The sequence below is a fragment of the Amycolatopsis sp. NPDC098790 genome, assembly GCF_044759945.1.
Classification (GTDB): Bacteria; Actinomycetota; Actinomycetes; order Mycobacteriales; family Pseudonocardiaceae; genus Amycolatopsis.
Map to the genome: position 1 here is coordinate 403,518 of NZ_JBIWAI010000007.1, position 17,025 is coordinate 420,542.

The 17,025-nt window shown below is 69.1% G+C and carries 16 protein-coding genes; 6 read left to right on the forward strand and 10 right to left on the reverse strand.

All coding sequences use genetic code 11. The annotated features are described in order from the left end of the window. Nucleotide 1 precedes the first annotated feature (1 nt). The 3 genes from gatB to gatC are packed head-to-tail and all read right to left on the reverse strand — an operon-like array spanning nucleotide 2 to nucleotide 3,317. Entirely contained in the window at nucleotides 2-1,507 is a 1,506-nt protein-coding gene (gene gatB, locus ACIQWX_RS42675) for an Asp-tRNA(Asn)/Glu-tRNA(Gln) amidotransferase subunit GatB (protein WP_400884035.1), read from the reverse strand. Beyond that, nucleotides 1,504-3,021: an Asp-tRNA(Asn)/Glu-tRNA(Gln) amidotransferase subunit GatA gene (gene gatA, locus ACIQWX_RS42680; protein WP_400884037.1), complete on the reverse strand. Its 1,518-nt coding sequence runs from the start codon at nucleotides 3,019-3,021 to the stop codon at nucleotides 1,504-1,506. The genes gatB and gatA overlap by 4 nt, the downstream gene beginning before the upstream one ends. Beyond that, entirely contained in the window at nucleotides 3,018-3,317 is a 300-nt protein-coding gene (gene gatC, locus ACIQWX_RS42685) for an Asp-tRNA(Asn)/Glu-tRNA(Gln) amidotransferase subunit GatC (RefSeq protein ID WP_400884039.1), read from the reverse strand. Before gatC ends, gatA begins: the two co-directional genes overlap by 4 nt. Before the next feature lie 235 nt (nucleotides 3,318-3,552). Here gatC and ACIQWX_RS42690 point away from each other — a divergent pair, with 235 nt between their 5' ends. Then, entirely contained in the window at nucleotides 3,553-4,206 is a 654-nt protein-coding gene (locus ACIQWX_RS42690; protein WP_167379908.1) for an amino acid-binding protein, read from the forward strand. Between the two features lie 31 nt (nucleotides 4,207-4,237). Here ACIQWX_RS42690 and ACIQWX_RS42695 read toward each other — a convergent pair whose 3' ends face one another. The 4 genes from ACIQWX_RS42695 to ACIQWX_RS42710 all read right to left on the reverse strand — a co-directional run bounded on the left by ACIQWX_RS42695 (nucleotide 4,238) and on the right by ACIQWX_RS42710 (nucleotide 8,716). Next, the gene (locus ACIQWX_RS42695) at nucleotides 4,238-4,732 is read right to left on the reverse strand and encodes a GNAT family N-acetyltransferase (protein WP_400884041.1); all 495 of its coding nucleotides are present in this window, start codon (nucleotides 4,730-4,732) and stop codon (nucleotides 4,238-4,240) included. Further along, nucleotides 4,725-6,884, reverse strand: a complete 2,160-nt coding sequence (ligA, locus tag ACIQWX_RS42700) for an NAD-dependent DNA ligase LigA (RefSeq protein ID WP_400884043.1) — start codon at nucleotides 6,882-6,884, stop codon at nucleotides 4,725-4,727. The genes ACIQWX_RS42695 and ligA overlap by 8 nt, the downstream gene beginning before the upstream one ends. Nucleotides 6,885-6,895: 11 nt before the next feature. Next, a complete protein-coding gene (locus tag ACIQWX_RS42705; RefSeq protein ID WP_400884044.1) occupies nucleotides 6,896-7,594 on the reverse strand; it encodes a hypothetical protein in 699 nt (232 codons plus the stop codon). Between the two features lie 84 nt (nucleotides 7,595-7,678). Beyond that, on the reverse strand, nucleotides 7,679-8,716 hold the full coding sequence (locus ACIQWX_RS42710; RefSeq protein ID WP_400884046.1) for a methionine synthase: 1,038 nt from the start codon (nucleotides 8,714-8,716) through the stop codon (nucleotides 7,679-7,681). A gap of 134 nt (nucleotides 8,717-8,850) precedes the next feature. On the opposite strand from ACIQWX_RS42710, the gene ACIQWX_RS42715 reads away from it, so the two are divergent. The 5 genes from ACIQWX_RS42715 to ACIQWX_RS42735 all read left to right on the forward strand — a co-directional run bounded on the left by ACIQWX_RS42715 (nucleotide 8,851) and on the right by ACIQWX_RS42735 (nucleotide 13,276). Beyond that, on the forward strand, nucleotides 8,851-9,675 hold the full coding sequence (locus ACIQWX_RS42715; RefSeq protein ID WP_400884048.1) for a phospholipid scramblase-related protein: 825 nt from the start codon (nucleotides 8,851-8,853) through the stop codon (nucleotides 9,673-9,675). A gap of 104 nt (nucleotides 9,676-9,779) precedes the next feature. After that, nucleotides 9,780-10,823: an MBL fold metallo-hydrolase gene (locus ACIQWX_RS42720; protein ID WP_400884050.1), complete on the forward strand. Its 1,044-nt coding sequence runs from the start codon at nucleotides 9,780-9,782 to the stop codon at nucleotides 10,821-10,823. A 79-nt stretch (nucleotides 10,824-10,902) separates the two neighbouring features. Beyond that, nucleotides 10,903-11,304 (forward strand): GNAT family N-acetyltransferase, encoded by a 402-nt coding sequence (locus tag ACIQWX_RS42725; RefSeq protein WP_400884052.1) that lies wholly within the window; start codon nucleotides 10,903-10,905, stop codon nucleotides 11,302-11,304. A gap of 10 nt (nucleotides 11,305-11,314) precedes the next feature. After that, nucleotides 11,315-11,767 carry a GNAT family N-acetyltransferase gene (locus ACIQWX_RS42730; RefSeq protein WP_400884054.1) on the forward strand — a complete coding sequence of 151 codons (453 nt, stop codon included), beginning with the start codon at nucleotides 11,315-11,317 and terminating at the stop codon, nucleotides 11,765-11,767. Between the two features lie 228 nt (nucleotides 11,768-11,995). Continuing rightward, entirely contained in the window at nucleotides 11,996-13,276 is a 1,281-nt protein-coding gene (locus ACIQWX_RS42735) for a DUF222 domain-containing protein (RefSeq protein WP_400884055.1), read from the forward strand. Nucleotides 13,277-13,283: 7 nt separating this feature from the next. On the opposite strand, the gene mnmA is transcribed toward ACIQWX_RS42735, so the two are convergent. From mnmA to ACIQWX_RS42750, 3 genes are all read right to left on the reverse strand, one after another. Beyond that, complete coding sequence (mnmA, locus tag ACIQWX_RS42740; protein WP_400884057.1) at nucleotides 13,284-14,375, reverse strand: tRNA 2-thiouridine(34) synthase MnmA; 1,092 nt, start codon at nucleotides 14,373-14,375, stop codon at nucleotides 13,284-13,286. A 4-nt stretch (nucleotides 14,376-14,379) separates the two neighbouring features. After that, complete coding sequence (locus tag ACIQWX_RS42745; RefSeq protein ID WP_400884059.1) at nucleotides 14,380-15,576, reverse strand: cysteine desulfurase family protein; 1,197 nt, start codon at nucleotides 15,574-15,576, stop codon at nucleotides 14,380-14,382. A gap of 64 nt (nucleotides 15,577-15,640) precedes the next feature. Beyond that, nucleotides 15,641-17,008 (reverse strand): MFS transporter, encoded by a 1,368-nt coding sequence (locus tag ACIQWX_RS42750; protein WP_400884061.1) that lies wholly within the window; start codon nucleotides 17,006-17,008, stop codon nucleotides 15,641-15,643. Between the last annotated feature and the right edge of the window lie 17 nt (nucleotides 17,009-17,025).

Consider the following 17,025-nt stretch of genomic DNA (forward strand, 5'->3'; position numbering starts at 1 on the left):
GTCAGGAACCGACGCGTTCGATGATCAGCTCGCGGACCCGCTTGGCGTCGGCCTGGCCCTTGGTCGCCTTCATGACCGCGCCGACGATCGCGCCTGCCGCGGCCACCTTGCCGCCGCGGATCTTGTCCGCGACGTCCGGCTGCGCGGCCAGGGCGTCGTCGATCGCCGACAACAGCGCGGAGTCGTCCGAGACGACCTTCAGCCCGCGCTTCTCGACGACCTCGCGCGGCTCGCCCTCGCCGGCGAGCACGCCCTGGACGACCTCCTTGGCCAGCTTGTTCGTCAGTTCACCCGACGAAACCAGCCCGATGACCTCGGCCACCTGCTTCGGCGTGATCGCCAGGTCGGCCAGCTCGACCTCGCGGGTGTTCGCCTCCTGAGCCAGGGTGTTGACCCACCAGCCACGCGCCTCGTCCGGCGAAGCGCCGGCCTCGACCGTGGCCGCGACGAGGTCGACGGCACCGACGTTCAGCAGGTCACGCAGGGCTTCGTCGGAAAGTGACCACTCCTGCTGGATCCGCTTCCGCCGCTCGGACGGCATCTCCGGCAGCGTGCCGCGCAGCTGTTCGACCCACTCGCGCGACGGCGCGATCGGGACCAGGTCGGGCTCCGGGAAGTACCGGTAGTCCTCGGCGGTCTCCTTGGTTCGGCCCGACGACGTGGAGCCGTCGGCCTCCTGGAAGTGCCGCGTCTCCTGCTTGATCGAACCGCCCTCGGCGAGGATCGCCGCCTGCCGCGTCATCTCGTAGCGAACGGCCCGTTCGACACTGCGCAGCGAGTTGACGTTTTTCGTCTCCGTCCGCGTCCCGAACTCGGTCGCGTCCTTCGCCATCAGCGACACGTTCGCGTCGCACCGCAGCGAGCCCTGGTCCATCCGGACGTCGGACACGTCGAGCGCGCGGAGCAGGTCGCGCAACGCCGACACGTACGCGCGCGCGACCTCGGGTGCCCGCTCGCCGGTGCCCTCGATCGGCTTCGTCACGATTTCGATCAACGGCACGCCGGCCCGGTTGTAGTCGAGCAGCGAGTGCTCGGCACCGTGGATCCGGCCGGTGGCGCCACCGACGTGCAGCGACTTGCCGGTGTCCTCCTCCATGTGCGCGCGCTCGATCTCGACGCGTACGACTTCGCCGTCGTCGAGCGTGACGTCGAGGTAGCCGTTGAACGCGATCGGCTCGTCGTACTGCGACGTCTGGAAGTTCTTCGGCATGTCCGGGTAGAAGTAATTCTTCCGGGCGAACCGGCACCACTCGGCGATCTCGCAGTTCAGCGCCAGGCCGATCCGGATCGCGCCCTCGACGGCCTTGCCGTTGACGACCGGCAGCGCCCCGGGCAGGCCGAGGCAGGTCGGGCAGACCTTCGTGTTCGGCTCGCCGCCGAACTCGTTCGGGCAGCCGCAGAACATCTTCGTGTTCGTGTTCAGCTCGACGTGCACTTCGAGCCCGAGGACGGGGTTGAAGCGTTCGATGACGTCGGCGTAGTCCATCAACTCGGCCACGGCAGTCACTTCGTTCCTCCCAGCTCCGGGACCTTGTGGATGAGCGCCCCGCCGGCAGCGGCGTCGCGGGCGGCCTCGTAGGCGGCGCCGACCCGGTAGAGCCGGTCGTCGGCGAGCGCCGGGGCCATGATCTGCAGGCCGACCGGCAGGCCGTCGTCCTCGGAAAGACCACTCGGCACGCTCATGGCGGCGTTGCCGGCCAGGTTCGACGGGATCGTGCACAGGTCGGCAAGGTACATCGCCATCGGGTCGTCCACGCGCTCGCCGATCTTGAACGCCGTGGTCGGCGTCGTGGGCGAAACGAGGACATCGACCTTTTCGAACGCGGCCGCGAAGTCACGCGTGATCAGCGTGCGCACCTTCTGCGCCGAGCCGTAGTAGGCGTCGTAGTAGCCGGACGACAACGCGTAGGTGCCCAGCATGATGCGCCGCTTGACCTCGGCGCCGAAGCCCTTCTCGCGGGTCAGCGACATGACCTCTTCGGCGCTGTGCGTGCCGTCGTCGGCGACGCGCAGGCCGTAGCGCATGGCGTCGAACCGGGCGAGGTTCGACGAGCACTCGCTCGGCGCGATCAGGTAGTACGCGGGCAGCGCGTAGACGAAATGCGGGCAAGAGACCTCGACGACCTCGGCCCCGAGCGCACGCAGCTGCTCGACCGCGGCGTGGAACGACCGCTCGACGCCCGGCTGGTAGCCGTCGCCGCCGAACTCCTTCACGACGCCGACCTTGACGCCCTTGAGGTCACCGGTCATGCCCTGACGGGCGGCGGCGACCACCGGCGGCACCGGCGCGTCGATCGAGGTCGCGTCGAGCGGGTCGTGCCCGGCGATGACCTCGTGCAGCAGGGCGGCGTCGAGCACCGTCCGCGCGCAGGGACCGGCCTGGTCGAGCGACGACGAAAAAGCGACGAGGCCGTACCGCGACACGCCGCCGTAGGTCGGCTTGACCCCGACGGTGCCGGTGACGGACCCGGGCTGCCGGATCGAGCCACCGGTGTCGGTGCCGATGGCGATGGCGGCTTCGAACGCCGCGATCGACGCCGACGAGCCACCGCCCGACCCGCCCGGGATGCGGGCGTGGTCCCACGGGTTGTGCGTGGGGCCGTACGCCGAGTTTTCGGTCGACGAGCCCATGGCGAACTCGTCCATGTTCGTCTTGCCGAGGATCACGACGCCGGCCTCGCGCAGCTTGCGCGTCACGGTCGCGTCGTACGGCGGGATCCAGCCTTCGAGCGTTTTCGAACCACAGGTCGTCGGGATGCCCTCGGTGGTGAGGACGTCCTTCAGCGCGAGCGGCACGCCGGCCAGCGCCGACGCGGGCGCGCCGCCCCCGGCGATGCCCTCGTCGACGGCCTTGGCCGCGGCCAGTGCGCCCTCGGTGTCGACGTGCAGGAACGCGTGGACGTGGTCGTCGACCTCGGCGATCCGGTCCAGGTGGGCCTGCGTGACCTCGACCGCGGACACCTCGCGCGCGTGGATCTTGTCCGCCAGCTCCGCGGCGGTCAGCTTGATGAGCTCGGTCACTGCTCTTCCCCCAGAATCCGCGGCACCCGGAAACGCCCGTCCTCGGCGGCCGGCGCACCGGCCAGCGCCTGCTGCTGCGTGAGCCCGGGACGGACGACGTCCTGCCGGAAGACGTTCGTCAGCGGCACGGCGTGCGACGTCGGCGGCACGTCGGCGGCGGCGACCTCGCTCACCTTGGCCACCGAGTCCAGGATCTGGTCGAGCTGGCCGGCGAAGACGTCGAGCTCGTCGTCGGTCACGGCCAGCCTGGCCAGCTTCGCGAGGTGCGCGACCTCGTCTCGGGAAATGTTGGGCACGCGGGTGACTCCCGGGTTGTGCTGTGCGGGTTGTCTCGGAAGCTGCAAGTCTATGGTGACGGCGCGGGCGGACTCGACTGGGTTACGCCCGGCGCAGGCCGGGTGCCGTCCGGCGACGCTCGACTCCCGCCCGGCGGACAGCAAGCCCGCGGACCGGGTGGGTCTGTCACAATCGGCGACCGGCATCGAGCGTCCCACGGCAAGGCTGGGACGCCAGAGGCGAGAGGGGCGCGTGGTGTCGTTCCTGATCCGGGTCATCCTTCCGGACAGCCCGGGGACCCTCGGCGCGGTCGCCACGGCGCTCGGCACGGTGGGCGCCGACATCCTCAGCGTGGACGTCGTCGAGCGGGGAACCGGAGTGGCGGTGGACGACCTCGTGGTCGAGCTCCCGTCCGGTCGTCTGCCCGACGCGCTCATCACGGCGGCGGAAAGCGTCGAAGGTGTCGAAGTGGACGCGGTCCGCCCGTACGCAGGCGTGCTGGACACGCACCGCGAGCTCGAACTCGTCGAAGAGATCGCCGCGCAGCCGAAGTCCGGCCTCGACATCCTGGCCGAGGGCGTGCCCCGCATCGTGCGCGCCGGCTGGGCGATGATCGTCGAACACTCGGAGACGGGCGCGCTCCGGCTGGCGTCGTCGAGCGCCGCGCCCGAGACGCCGATCACCGACCTGCCGTGGCTGCCGCTCGAGCGCGCGACGGTGCTCGACGGCGAAGAAGCCTGGATCCCGGAGACGTGGAAGGAGCTCGGCACCGAGTTGGCGGCGACGCCGCTCGGCAAGCCGGGCAAGGCGCTCCTGGTCGCGCGACCGGGCGGACCGGCCTTCCGCGCCGCCGAGGTCGCCCGGCTCGCCCACCTCGCCGGGATCGTCGCGGTCGTCCTCGACGGCTGAGGCGCGTTGCCGACTTTCGGCAACGCCCAGGTCAGACGTCGATTCGGTAGGCGATCAGGCTGATGTGCGGGTACGGCCGCCAGTCCCGCTCGGCCAGGCGGACGAACCCGAGGCGCTCGTAGAGCCGATGGGCGCTGCGCATCCCCTCGAGGCTGCTCAGCACGACCTCGCGGATGTCCAGCGCCCGCGCGCGGTCGAGCACGGCCCGGGTGAGCGCCTCGCCGATGCCCCGCCCACGCGCCGACGGCGCCACGGCGAGCATCCGGAACTCCAGCTCGCCGGGACGTGAAATCTCGGCATACGGCGACCCTGGCCGCACGACGGTCACCGTGCCGAGCACCTCCCCCGTCGCATCGACGGCGACGAGCACCTCGGCCAGCTCGACCCGCCGCGCGATGTCCCGCAGCTCCGCGTCGTACCCGACGTCGCCGGCCAGGTGACCGTCGACGTCGTAGGCCTGCACCGTGACCTCGCCCGCCGCGGCGTACTCCTCGGGCCGCGGTGGCCGGATCTCGACATCACTCATCCGTCTCCCCAGAATCGTCTTCGGCGGTCTCGTCGCCGGCCGGCAGCGCCACCTCCTGCGCCGCCTCGGGCCCCTGCTCCAGCAGGACGCGGAAACCGCCTTCGTCCAGCACCGGCACCTTCATCTGCACGGCCTTGTCGTATTTCGAACCAGGCGAATCCCCCACGACGACGAACGCGGTCTTCTTCGAGACCGACCCGGCCGCCTTGCCGCCGCGAGCCATGATGACTTCTTTGGCCTCGTCGCGGGAGAAGCCGTCGAGCGACCCCGTCACCACGATCGACAGACCCTCGAGGTTGCGCGGGATCGACTCGTCGCGCTCCTCTTCCATCCGCACGCCGGCGCGTCGCCATTTTTCGACGATCTCCCGGTGCCAGCCGACCTCGAACCACTCCTGCGTGGCGTGAGCGATGGTCGGACCGACGCCGTCGACGTCCGCCAGCTCCTCCTCGGTGGCCTGCTCGATACGTTCGATCGAGCCGAACTCGCGGGCGAGCGCCTGCGCCGCTGTCGGGCCGACGTGCCGGATCGACAAAGCGACCAGCACCTTCCACAGTGGTCGATCTTTGGCCACGTCGAGGTTCGCGAGCAGCTTTCGCGCGTTCGCCGACAACTCGCCTGCCTTGGTCCGGAACAGCTCGACCTCGGCGAGGCTGTCTTCGTCGAGGTCGAAGATGTCGCCCTCGTCGGCGACCACGCGCGCGTCAAGCAGCGCGTTCGCCGCCTCGTACCCGAGCACCTCGATGTCGAACGCGCCGCGCCCGGCCAGGCTGAAGAGCCGTTCCCTCAGCTGCGCGGGGCAGAAGCGGCTGTTCGGACAGCGAATGTCCTTGTCGCCTTCCTTCTGGTACGCGAGCTCGGTGCCACAGGCCGGGCAGTGCGTCGGCATGACGAATTCGCGCTCGTCGCCGGTACGCGCGTCGACCACCGGTCCGAGAACTTCGGGGATGACGTCGCCGGCCTTGCGGATGACGATCCGGTCGCCGATCAGCACGCCCTTGCGCTTGACCTCCTCCTGGTTGTGGAGGGTGGCCCGCGCGACGGTCGACCCCGCGACCTTGACCGGCTCGGTGACCGCGAACGGGGTCACCCGTCCGGTGCGCCCGACGTTGACCTGGATGTCCAGCAATGTCGTGATGGCCTCTTCCGGCGGGTACTTGTACGCGATCGCCCACCGCGGGGCCCGCGACGTCGTGCCCAGCCGACGCTGCAGCGCCACCCGGTCGACCTTGATGACGACGCCGTCGATCTCGTGCTCGGCGTCGTGCCGATGTTCACCCCAATAGGTGATGTGCTCGGTGAGTTCCTCGGCGGTCGTTAGGACCTTGCTGTGCGGCGACACCGGCAGGCCCCACGCGGCCAGCGCGTCGTACGCCTCCGACTGACGCTGCGGCTCGAAGCCGTCGCGCTTGCCGAGGCCGTGGCAAATCAGCCGCAGCCGACGTTCACGAGTGATCTTCGGGTCTTTCTGCCGCAACGAACCGGCCGCGGTGTTGCGCGGGTTCGCGTACGGCGGCTTACCCGCTTCGACCATCTTCGCGTTCAGCTCGAGGAAGTCCTCGACGCGGAAGTAGACCTCGCCGCGCACCTCGACCAGGGCCGGCACCGGGAACTCGTCGGTGCCGGTGAGCGTCTCGGGCACCTGGTCGAGCGTGCGCATGTTCAGCGTGACGTCTTCGCCCGTGCGGCCGTCACCCCGGGTGAGCGCGCGGGTCAGGTGGCCGTTTTCGTACAAGAGGTTGATCGCCAGGCCGTCGATCTTCAGCTCGGCCAGGAACTCGGTCTCCCCGACCTCCTTCTCGACGCGCTCGCACCACGCCAGGAACTCGTCCTTGTCGAAGACGTTGTCCAGGCTGAGCATGCGCTCGAGGTGGTCGTGCGCGGTGAATTCGGTCGAGAACGTGCCACCGACGCGCTGGGTCGGCGATTCCGGCGTGACCAGGCCCGGGTACTCGTCCTCGATCCGCTGCAGCTCACCCAGGAGCTCGTCGAACTGCCCGTCGGAGATGATCGGCGAGTCCAGGACGTAGTAGCGGAACTGGTGGTTGCGCAGTTCCTCCGCGAGGGCTCCGTGCCGCTCGCGCACGTCGGCCGGGACATCGGTGACGTCCTCGGCGGCGACCGGGTCCTGGGGAAGTTCGGTGCTGCTCACGGGTGGTAACCCTAGTCGGGGGGTCCGACATTTTCGTGCTCGCCGGCGTCCAGCCCGCGGACCAGTTCACGGAACTCCAGAAGGGTGATCGCACCCGCCGGCTCGGTCGCCGCGGTCTCCACGCGCCGTAGTCGTTCGGCGGCGAGCCGTTCACCCAATGTCGCGTCGAGCGGCAGGAACGTCATGGTCCGGCGCGCGGCGTCGTCGAGGTCCGCGAAGCCCGGGTGGAAGACGGCGACGTCAACGACGTGCTCGTTCTCGTCGACCTGCGCGACGACCCGGACGTCGGCCAGCGCGATCCGGTGCCCGCCCAGGTTGACGGTGACCTCGGTCGGGTCGGGCACGGGCGGGACCGAGTCGTGGTACTCCCAGATCGCGTCGTCCGGCGGGGCAGCAGCGCGCCATGCGTCGGTGAACGGCCGCAGCTCGGGGTCCTCCTGCCCCGTCACGACCAGGGCGTAGATCGATCGACGACCACGTTCGAGCGAGAAGTGCAGCCGCGGGTGCAGCGCCTCGACCAGCTGGCAGAGCTCGTGCTCGACCCGGTGCGGCTCGCCCTCGCCGAGCGCCGCACTGACCATCGGCAGCAAGTCGTACCAGCCCTGCCAGAACGCCTCCGCCGCGGCCGCCGGGTCGTCCGGCACGTGCTGCTCGGGCCACGCGGTGCGCGGGTCGGGCGGGTCGGCGTTCTTGCGGCGGAACAGGCGCATGGTCAGGAGTGGTCCTCGTTCGATCGGCTACGCCGCCACGCTACTGGCCCGGCGACGCGGACGTCGGCGAGTTGCCGGATTCCGTCACCAGCCTTCCGGCGGCTCGACGAATGCCTTGCCGAGGTCACGCGTCAGCGAGAGGGCGCGGCGCATCCACTCCGGCGTCGCTCCGGCGAGGCCACAGGCGGGGGTCGGCACCGCGCGTTCGGCGAGGACGCTGCGGTTGAAGCCGAGCCTGTCCGCCAGCCGGAACGCCGGCTCGCCGACATCCTTCAGGGACGGCGGAGAGGCGGGCGCCGTCGACGGGACCGCGCCGAGGAACAAGGTCGCCCCGCCGTCCCAGACTTCGCCGATCTCGTCGAGGAACGCGGCGGATGCGCCATCGAGCGCGGCGAGGTCGAAGGCCAGGGCGTCCGCACCGGCCTCGCGCAGCAGGCCGAGCGGCGGTTTCGCGGCGCAACAGTGCAGGATCACCGGCCGGCCAGTGATCGCCTTCACGCCTTCGATCATCGTCGCGAGCAGGTCACGCGCCTCGGGCTCCGGCACCGCGGCGACGTTCCCATAGCCGGACGGCGTCGACAGACCACCGGCCAGCACCGCGGGCAGCGACGGCTCGTCCAACTGGACGACCACGGGCGCGCCCGTCCTGGCCTGAACCTCGGCGACGTGGCCGGTGAGCCCATCCAGGAGCGAGGACGTGAAGTCGCGCAGCGCACCGCGGTCGGTGAGCACCCGGTGGCCGCGGGGCAGCTCGATCCCGGCACCGAGCGTCCACGGCCCGGCCAGCTGGACCTTGAAGACCGGCGGGGTGGCTCCGGCCTTCTCCCGCGCCTCCTGCACGGCATCGAGGTCCCAGCGCAGCAGGTCGACGGCCCGGCGGTGCTCGTGTCCCGGCCGCGCCACGACGCGGTAGCCGCTCGGCACGACGTCGACGGCCAGGTCCACCAGCAGCGCCGCGGTCCGGCCGAGCATGTCCGCGCCGACGCCACGGGCAGGCAACTCCGGCAGGTGCGGGAAGTCCGGCAGCTCGCCGAACACGATCGCCGCGGCTTCCGCGGGGTCGGTACCCGGCATCGAACCGATCGCCGTCGCGGCACCACTGGGCCAAACTCGCTCACTCACGACGTCCGATTCTGGTCGACCACCCACCGGCGGCGCCGACCGGGCTACCGCGCCGAGCCGTCCCGAGGCAGACATACGCCGCAATTGCCTTTACCGGCACCGTGACGCGGTCCGCGCGGATAGGCTCACCCGCCATGACGAGTTCGCCACCGCAACCGGGCTGGTACCCCGACGCGCGGGACCCCCGTCTGCACCGTTGGTGGGACGGCCATGCCTGGACGCCCAACACCCGACCGGCCTACCAGGCGCCGCCACCGAGCGACTCCGAGCCAATCGAGCTGGACATCGAGCGGGCTCACGATCCGTCGCGGATCCAGAACCAGGTCAACCGCGCGACACGCGGCCGAGGCGCTGCGCGCACGGGCGGCGGGACGCTGTTCACCGAGCCGGTCCTGGTGGTCAACCAGCGCGCCAAGCTGATCGAGATGGCCAACGAGTTCGGCGTCTTCGACCAGAACGGCAACCGGCTCGGCGGAGTTGTAGAGGTCGGCCAGAGCACGCTGAAGAAGGCGATCCGGCTGCTGACGAACTACGACCAGTTCCTGACGCACAAGTTCGAGGTCCGGGACGCCAACCACAGCACCGTGCTCAAGGTGACCCGTCCCGCCAAGGTGTTCAAATCACGGTTCCTGGTCACGCGCGCCGATGAGACCCCGATCGGCGAGATCGTCCAGGAGAACGTCTTCGGCAAGATCCGTTTCGGCTTCGTCGTGGACGGCCACTCGGTCGGCGGGATCTTCGCCGAGAACTGGCGCGCCTGGAACTTCTCGATCCGCGACCACGCCGGCACCGAGGTCGCCCGGGTGACCAAGACGTGGGGCGGATTTCTCAAAGCCGCCTTCACGACCGCCGACAACTACGTCGTCGAGATCCCACAGCCGCTACCGGATCCGCTCGCCAGCATGGTGGTCGCGGCGGCCCTCACGATCGACACCGCCTTGAAGCAGGACACCGACTGAGCGAGTGACCGGCGTCTCAGCTTCTCCCGGTGGACAGCGGGCCCGGCACGGCTCAGGGTGAATGAAGGCCGGGACGCCGCAGTCTCGCCGGGACGGAGGTCACCGTGGAACCGTTGCCGGAAAGCAGCGACAGGAACTGGACCGAGCTCGGAATCTACGAGGTCTCGACCGGCGTCTACCGGATCCCGTTGCCCTTGCCCAACGACGCTCTTCGTGCGGTCAACGTCTACGCGGTCACCGATGGCGAGAAGCTGGTCTTGGTCGACTCCGGCTGGGCGTTGACCGTCGCGCGACAACAACTCGCGAACGCACTCGGTGGTATCGGTGCAGAACTCGCCGACGTCAGCGAGTTCCTCGTGACCCACGTTCACCGTGACCACTATTCGCAGGCGGTCGTCCTTCGGCGCGAATTCGGCTCGAAGATCGCCCTGGGACAGGACGAAGAGCCGTCACTCAAGGCTTCCGGCAACCCCGACCGGTTGCCGATGGAAGCTCAAGTCGATCTGTTGCGCCAGGCGGGCGCCGGCGAAGTCGTCGAAGCCCTGGCCCGCGAGTTCGGGACGAACCGCCGGCACACCGAGGCCGACCTCTGGGAAGCGCCCGACGAGTGGTTGACGCCGGGACCACGCCCGATCCTGCCCGGCCGTCAGTTCGACGTCGTCGCCACTCCCGGGCACACGGCCGGCCATGTCGTGTTCGTCGACGACACCGCCGATCTGCTGTTTTCGGGCGACCACGTCCTGCCGCACATCACGCCCTCGATCGGCTTCCAGCCCGTGCCGGTCGAACTACCGCTCAACGACTTCATCGACTCGCTGCGCCTGGTACGGGCGATGCCGGATCGACGCATGCTTCCCGCACACGGTCCGGTGTCCGAAAGCGTGCACACAAGGGTCGACGAACTTCTGGACCATCACCGGCAACGCCTCGAGACGATCGGCGCCCAGATCACAGCCGGTGCGAGCACGGCGTACGAGGCCGCGCATCGGATCGGCTGGACTCGCCGCAACCGCAGACTGTCCGAAATGGACTCGTTCAACCAGATGCTCGCGGTTCTCGAGACCGCGGCACACCTCGATCTCTTGGTGTCCCAGGGCAAGCTGGCCGCTCAGTCCGTCGACGGCGTCCGCCACTACACGACAACCTGAGCACCATCGCATCAGTACCAGGCGTAGTCGCGTCGTGGCAAATTACTGCCCACGACCGGCTTCCTGCATACTGGGCGTAATGGATGTCATCAGACGAGCCCGGGCTTCGGACATCGAGGCGCTTGGGCGCTTGTTCGGCGCACCGGGCGAGCCGCTGACAGCCGCGCTTCGCGAACTCATGAACACCTCGCACGTCACGCTGGTGGTCGCCGAAGACGACAACGGTGTTGTCGGCACTGCGCAACTGACGGTGTTGCGAGGGCTCATGTGGGAAGGCGCCAACCGCGGTCTGCTCGAAGGCATCCGCGCCGCTCGACGCGGAGTGACCAGCGCGCTTCTGACCTGGGGGATCGACGAAGCCCGCCGCCGAGGTTGCAGCCGCATCCACCTCGACTCCGGCCTTGCACGCGCGGACTTGCGAGACTTCTACGCGCGCTTCGGCTTCGAGCACAGCTATCAAGGATTCACCCGCGTCCTGTGATACTGGCGCCGTGACCGACTACAGCATCCGCAGGGCACGGCGTGACGACATCGGCGCGATCGTGCGCATGCTGGCAGACGACCAACTCGGCGCGACCCGGGACGATCCCGACGATCTCGAGCCTTACCAGCGAGCCTTCGCGGACATCGACGCCGACCCGAACCAGTTCCTCGCCGTCGTGACGTTTAATGACGAAACGGTCGGGACGCTGCAGCTGACGATCATTCCCGGTCTCGCCAGGCGCGGTGCGCTTCGCGGTCAGATCGAAGCCGTCAGGATTCACACCGACCACCGGGGATCCGGACTCGGGGCGAATCTCGTGCGCTGGGCGATCGACGAGTCTCGACGACGCGGATGCGCCCTCGTCCAGCTCACCTCGGACGTCGCGAGGACCGACGCGCACCGGTTCTACGAGCGTCTCGGTTTCGTCGCAAGCCACACCGGCTTCAAGCTCAAGCTCTGAGCGCCGAATACGTTGCCACAAAAGATCACCGCATTTGTCCACATTAGACATACTCCTATCGAAAGCCCCTCACACACGCCAGCGACACACATCCGCACACGCGACCATCTCGAAACAGTCGGCAGAAAGTCAAGCCGCAAAGGGCGCGAAAGGACCGTTCGCTACGCTTGTCACCCATTCCTCTGAACCTCGGTGACATTCCTTGCCTGCCCCCGTACGGTCGCGTTCATGGCATCTTCCCAACCACTCCGCAAACTCGCTCCTGCGACCGATCCCCGGAACACCCGCGACAAGCTTCCGTTCGTACTGAGGACGGCCCGTACCGACCCGGAGACGTTGCAGCGCATGAAAGACGAACAAGTCATCGACCTGATCCGTCACACCGACGCCGAGATCTCCAAGCTGCAAGCGCTTCAGCTACGGGCGATCGCGAATCTAAGCGTGCGCCGGAGACGGGCGCCCAGCGCCGCTTCGGAAGTGGCTTTGGCGCTCTCCATAACGGAACACCGCGCCGGCACCATAGTCTCGGCGGCGAACGCACTGATCGCCCGGCTTCCCCGGATGCTCAACCTCATGGACGACGGCCGGCTCGACCTGTACCGCGCCATGAAGGTCACGGATGCGACGGCGTGGCTCTCCAGAGACCACGTACGCCTCGTCGATGCGAATCTCGAAAGCCGCGTGCCGGGACGCAACGCCACCCAAGTCCGTCGAGCCGCGGCCTACGCGGCCGCGAAGGTGGATCCGGAAGGCGCGGCGCAACGCACCGACCGGAGCCTCGTCGAGCGACGGCTGGCCCTGCACCACCAGGACACCGGCGTGACCAGCCTGTCCGTCAACAACGTACCCACCGAGAAGGCGACTGCGGCATACACACGCATCGATCGGGCCGCTCGAGCGTTGAAGACGCCCGAGGAGTCTCGAACGCTGGATCAGCTCCGCGCCGACGTGGCCATGGACCTGCTGCTCAGCGGAACGGGTGGCTCGAACGGTCGCGCCGAGGTGTTCCTGCACGTCGACCTGGCGACCTACCTCGGCATGAACGATTTGCCCGCGGCGCTGGCCGGCCGCGGACCCATCGCTGCGTCAGTGGCCCGTCGCATCATCAGCGGATCCGACACGACGATCCGGCGGGTCCTCACCGATCCGCGCAACGGCCAGGTCATCGAGCTGTCGCCGACGCGATATCCCCTCGGACCGGCCCACGACGAGTTCATCCGAGTCCGGGACCGCGAGTGCCGGCAGCCCGGATGCACCCGCCCCGCGCAGAACTGCGGGGTAGAACCGACTCGGGCGCACGGCCAATCCGATGAAGCCGTGGATCAGCCCGTCACGTACTGCACGCGGCACCGCAGGCTGAAGAGCCAGCCGGGCTGGGACTACGAAGTCACGCCGGACGGCACGGTGAACGTCGCGACACCAGCCGGCCGGGTGCACTCAACCGAGCCGCCATCGATTCACTCCGGCGGACGGCGAGCGAATCGCAGCCGCAAGAAGCCACGGCAATGACCGACGGTCAGCGCGTACCGGAGATCTTCGCGCTGCCCAGGACGACGTCCCCACCTTCGGCATCCGGCCGGTAGAGCACGACGACCTGGCCCGGGGCTACCCCGCGCAAGGGTTCGCGCAGATGCAGAGTCATCGCCTCGGAGTCCACGTCGGCGACCGCGTCAACGATGCCTCCATGGGCCCTGACCTGCACCACGCATTCGGTCGGCTCGTTCAGCGGTTCGCCGCTGGGCCAGATGGCGCGATCGGCCTCGATCACCTTGACTCCGAGCCCGTTGGCGGAACCGACCTTGACGGAGCCCGAAACCGGCTCGAGCGAAAGGACGTAACGAGGACGACCGTCGGGCGCGGGAGCCTCAATCCCAAGGCCCTTGCGCTGTCCGACGGTGAATCCGTGCACTCCGGTGTGCCGGCCGAGCACGGCGCCGGTCTCCGCGTCCACGAGCTCGCCAGGACGCTGACCCAGTCGGTCTTCCAAGAACTTCTTGGTGTCGCCGTCCGGGATGAAGCAGATGTCGTGGCTGTCAGGCTTGTTGGCGACGGACAGACCGCGCCGCTCGGCTTCCGCCCGGACCTCGGTCTTCCACGAACCGCCCAACGGGAACATGGCGTGACTGAGCTGCTCGGAGGTGAGAGAAGCCAGCACGTAGGACTGGTCCTTGCCGCTGTCCGCGCTGCGGCGCAACTCCGGCACGCCGTTCACCACGGAAAGGCGCGCGTAGTGGCCTGTCGCGACCGCGTCGAAGCCGAGTGCCATCGCCTTCTCGAGAAGAGCCTCGAACTTGATCTTCTCGTTGCAGGTGACGCACGGATTCGGCGTGCGTCCGGCAGCGTATTCGCCGACGAAGGTTTCAACGACCTCTTCGGTGAATCGCTCCGCGAAATCCCAGATGTAGAAGGGGATTCCGAGGATGTCGGCGGCCCGCCGTGCGTCATGCGAGTCCTCGATCGTGCAGCACCCACGTGAACCGGTCCGCAAGGTGCCCGGTTTGGCCGACAGCGCCAGGTGCACGCCGACGACGTCGTGCCCGGCGTCGACCGCACGCGCGGCGGCGACCGCCGAGTCCACTCCTCCGCTCATCGCGGCCAAAACCCGCATTGCCTTACACCTCTTGCTTCTGGGTCTGCTTGCGCATTCCGGCCAGGCCGGCCTGTCGTGCGCGCGTGACGACTCCGCCGATCTCGGCGGCGACGGCCTCGACGTCCGCGGCAGTGGACGTGTGGCCGAGGGAAAATCGGAGAGAGCCTCGGGCCGCCGCTGGATCGGCGCCCATGGCGAGCAGCACGTGGCTCGGCTGGGCGACGCCGGCCGTGCACGCGGAGCCTGTCGAGCACTCGATGCCCTTGGCGTCCAGCAGCATCAAGAGGCTGTCCCCGGCGCAGCCGGGGAACGTGAAGTGAGCGTGGCCCGGCAGCCGCTCGCCATCGCCGCCATTGAGAATGGCGTCCGGTACCTCGCGCTGGACAACTTCGATGAGTCCGTCTCGAAGCTCCTCGACACGCTTGGCGTACTCGGCTCGGGTCGCAACGCTGGCTTGGACCGCAGCCGCGAACCCGACGATCGCCGGGACATCGAGCGTGCCGGAGCGGACGCTGCGCTCCTGGCCTCCGCCGTGCAACAACGGTACGCAGGTCACGTCGCGACCAAGCAGGAGCGCACCCACGCCGAACGGGCCGCCGAGCTTGTGCCCGGTCAACGTGAGTGCGGCGGCACCGCTAGCCGCGAAATCGACTGGTACGGCGCCGACGGCCTGCACGGCGTCGGTGTGGAGCGGGATATCGAACTCCGCGCAGACCGCTGCCAGCTCGGCGATCGGATTGATCGTGCCGACCTCGTTGTTGGCCCACATCACCGTCACCAGCGCGACGGCCTCGGGATCCGCGGCGATGGCGGCACGGAGAACGTCCGGCGAGACTCGACCCTGGCTGTCGACTTCCAGCAGCGTGATCTCGGCGCCGCAGTGCGATTCGAGCCATTCGACGGTGTCGAGTACGGCGTGGTGCTCCGCCGCCCCGCACAGAATGCGACGACGCTGCTCTTGCTCGTCCTGGCGGGCCCAGTAGATGCCCTTGAGCGCGAGGTTGTCGCTCTCGGTGCCGCCGCCGGTGAAGATCACCTCGGAGGGGCGAGCGCCGAGGGCGTCGGCGATGGTTTCGCGGGCTTCCTCGACCATCCGGCGAGCGCGGCGGCCCGAAGAGTGCAGCGCGGAGGCGTTGCCCACGTTGGACAGCGCCTCGGTCATCGCCGCTACGGCTTCGGGCAACATCGGAGTGGTCGCCGCGTGGTCGAGATAGGTCATCGCTCCTTCAGGGTAGTCCGCTCCACCGCGTGACGAAGCCCACCCTGGCCCTGGAAGTGGGCTGTCACACCTTCGACGGCCAGCGTCCGGTCAGCCGGGCGCCCAGCAGCGCGAGGGCCACCAAGGCCGTCGTGAGCAGGGCCATCGCCGGCGATGGGTCGAGGACCGAACCGACCACGCTGAGCAGGACACCGCCCAGGCCGATGAGCAGCGCCGACCCCACCCAGTCGGCCAGCTGCACCGCCGATGTGTTGAAGCCACGTTCGCCCTCGGGTGAGTAGCGGAGCAGGAGGACGGAGATGGCGGGCATCGCGATCCCCATGCCGGCGCCGCCGACCGCGCAGGCCACGAACGCCGGCCAGGCGGGGAACCATGGTTGAGACACCAGGCCGAAGCAGACCAACCCGGCCGCGACCAGCCAGAACCCTGTACGCAGCGATGCCTCGCGGGACCAGTTCAGGTACCGGCCTTGTGCTGCCGACGCCGCGGACCAGCCCAGCGCCGTGATGGTCAGCGGCAGGCCTGCGAGGGCTGGGCTGTAGCCGTGGACCGCCGTCATCGTCAGGGGCAGGTACGCCTCCATCCCGGCGTACGCGCCGGCGATCAGGGCGCGGGACGCAACCACTGTCGGAAGGCCGGGGCGGGAGGTCAGCGTTCCGGTCGGGAGCAGCGTCCGGAGCGCGTAGCCCAGGGCCACGAGACCCGCCGTGCCGTAGACGAGGGCCAGCAGCGACTGGTGCTGAGCCGCCCACGTCAACGCCGCGACGCCGAGAGCCGCGATGATCGCCTGGACCACGCCCGCGCGGCGGCCGCCCGCAGACGGCAAGTGGGCAGGCAGTCGGCGGACGACCACCACCAGCATCGCCACGCCGATCACCACCAGCGGGACCAGGCCGAGGAACACCCAGCGCCAGCCGATGCCGACCGTCACCACGCCGGCCAGGGAGGGCCCGATCACCGCCGGCAGGACCCAGGCCGCCGCGTTCGCCGCGTAGATCACCGGGCGCTCCTGGTCGGTGAACGTCAACGCGATCAGCAACGAGACCGAGACCAGCAACAGCCCCGAGCCGAAGCCCTGCAGCGCGCGGCCGAGGAGGAACGTCGGCATCCCGGTCGCCGTCCCCGCGACGACCAAGCCCGCCGCGAACAGCACCGGTCCCGCCAGCAACGCCGGCGCCGGGCCGCGGCGGTCGCCTATCCGGCCCGACAGCACCGTCGCGACCACGCTCGAAATCAAGAAAATCGTGAACGGCCACGAATACAGCGACAGGCCGTGGAGGTCGGCGACCAGGGTCGGCATCGCCGTCGCGACGCCCATGTTCTCGAACGCGACCAACGTGACCACCAGCAGCAGCGCGATCGTGGTCAGACGGTGCTCCGGGGTCCACAGCACGCTGCGGCGACCGGGCGTGGAGTCGAGCGTCGAGGCCATGATCAGCAGCGTGCAAC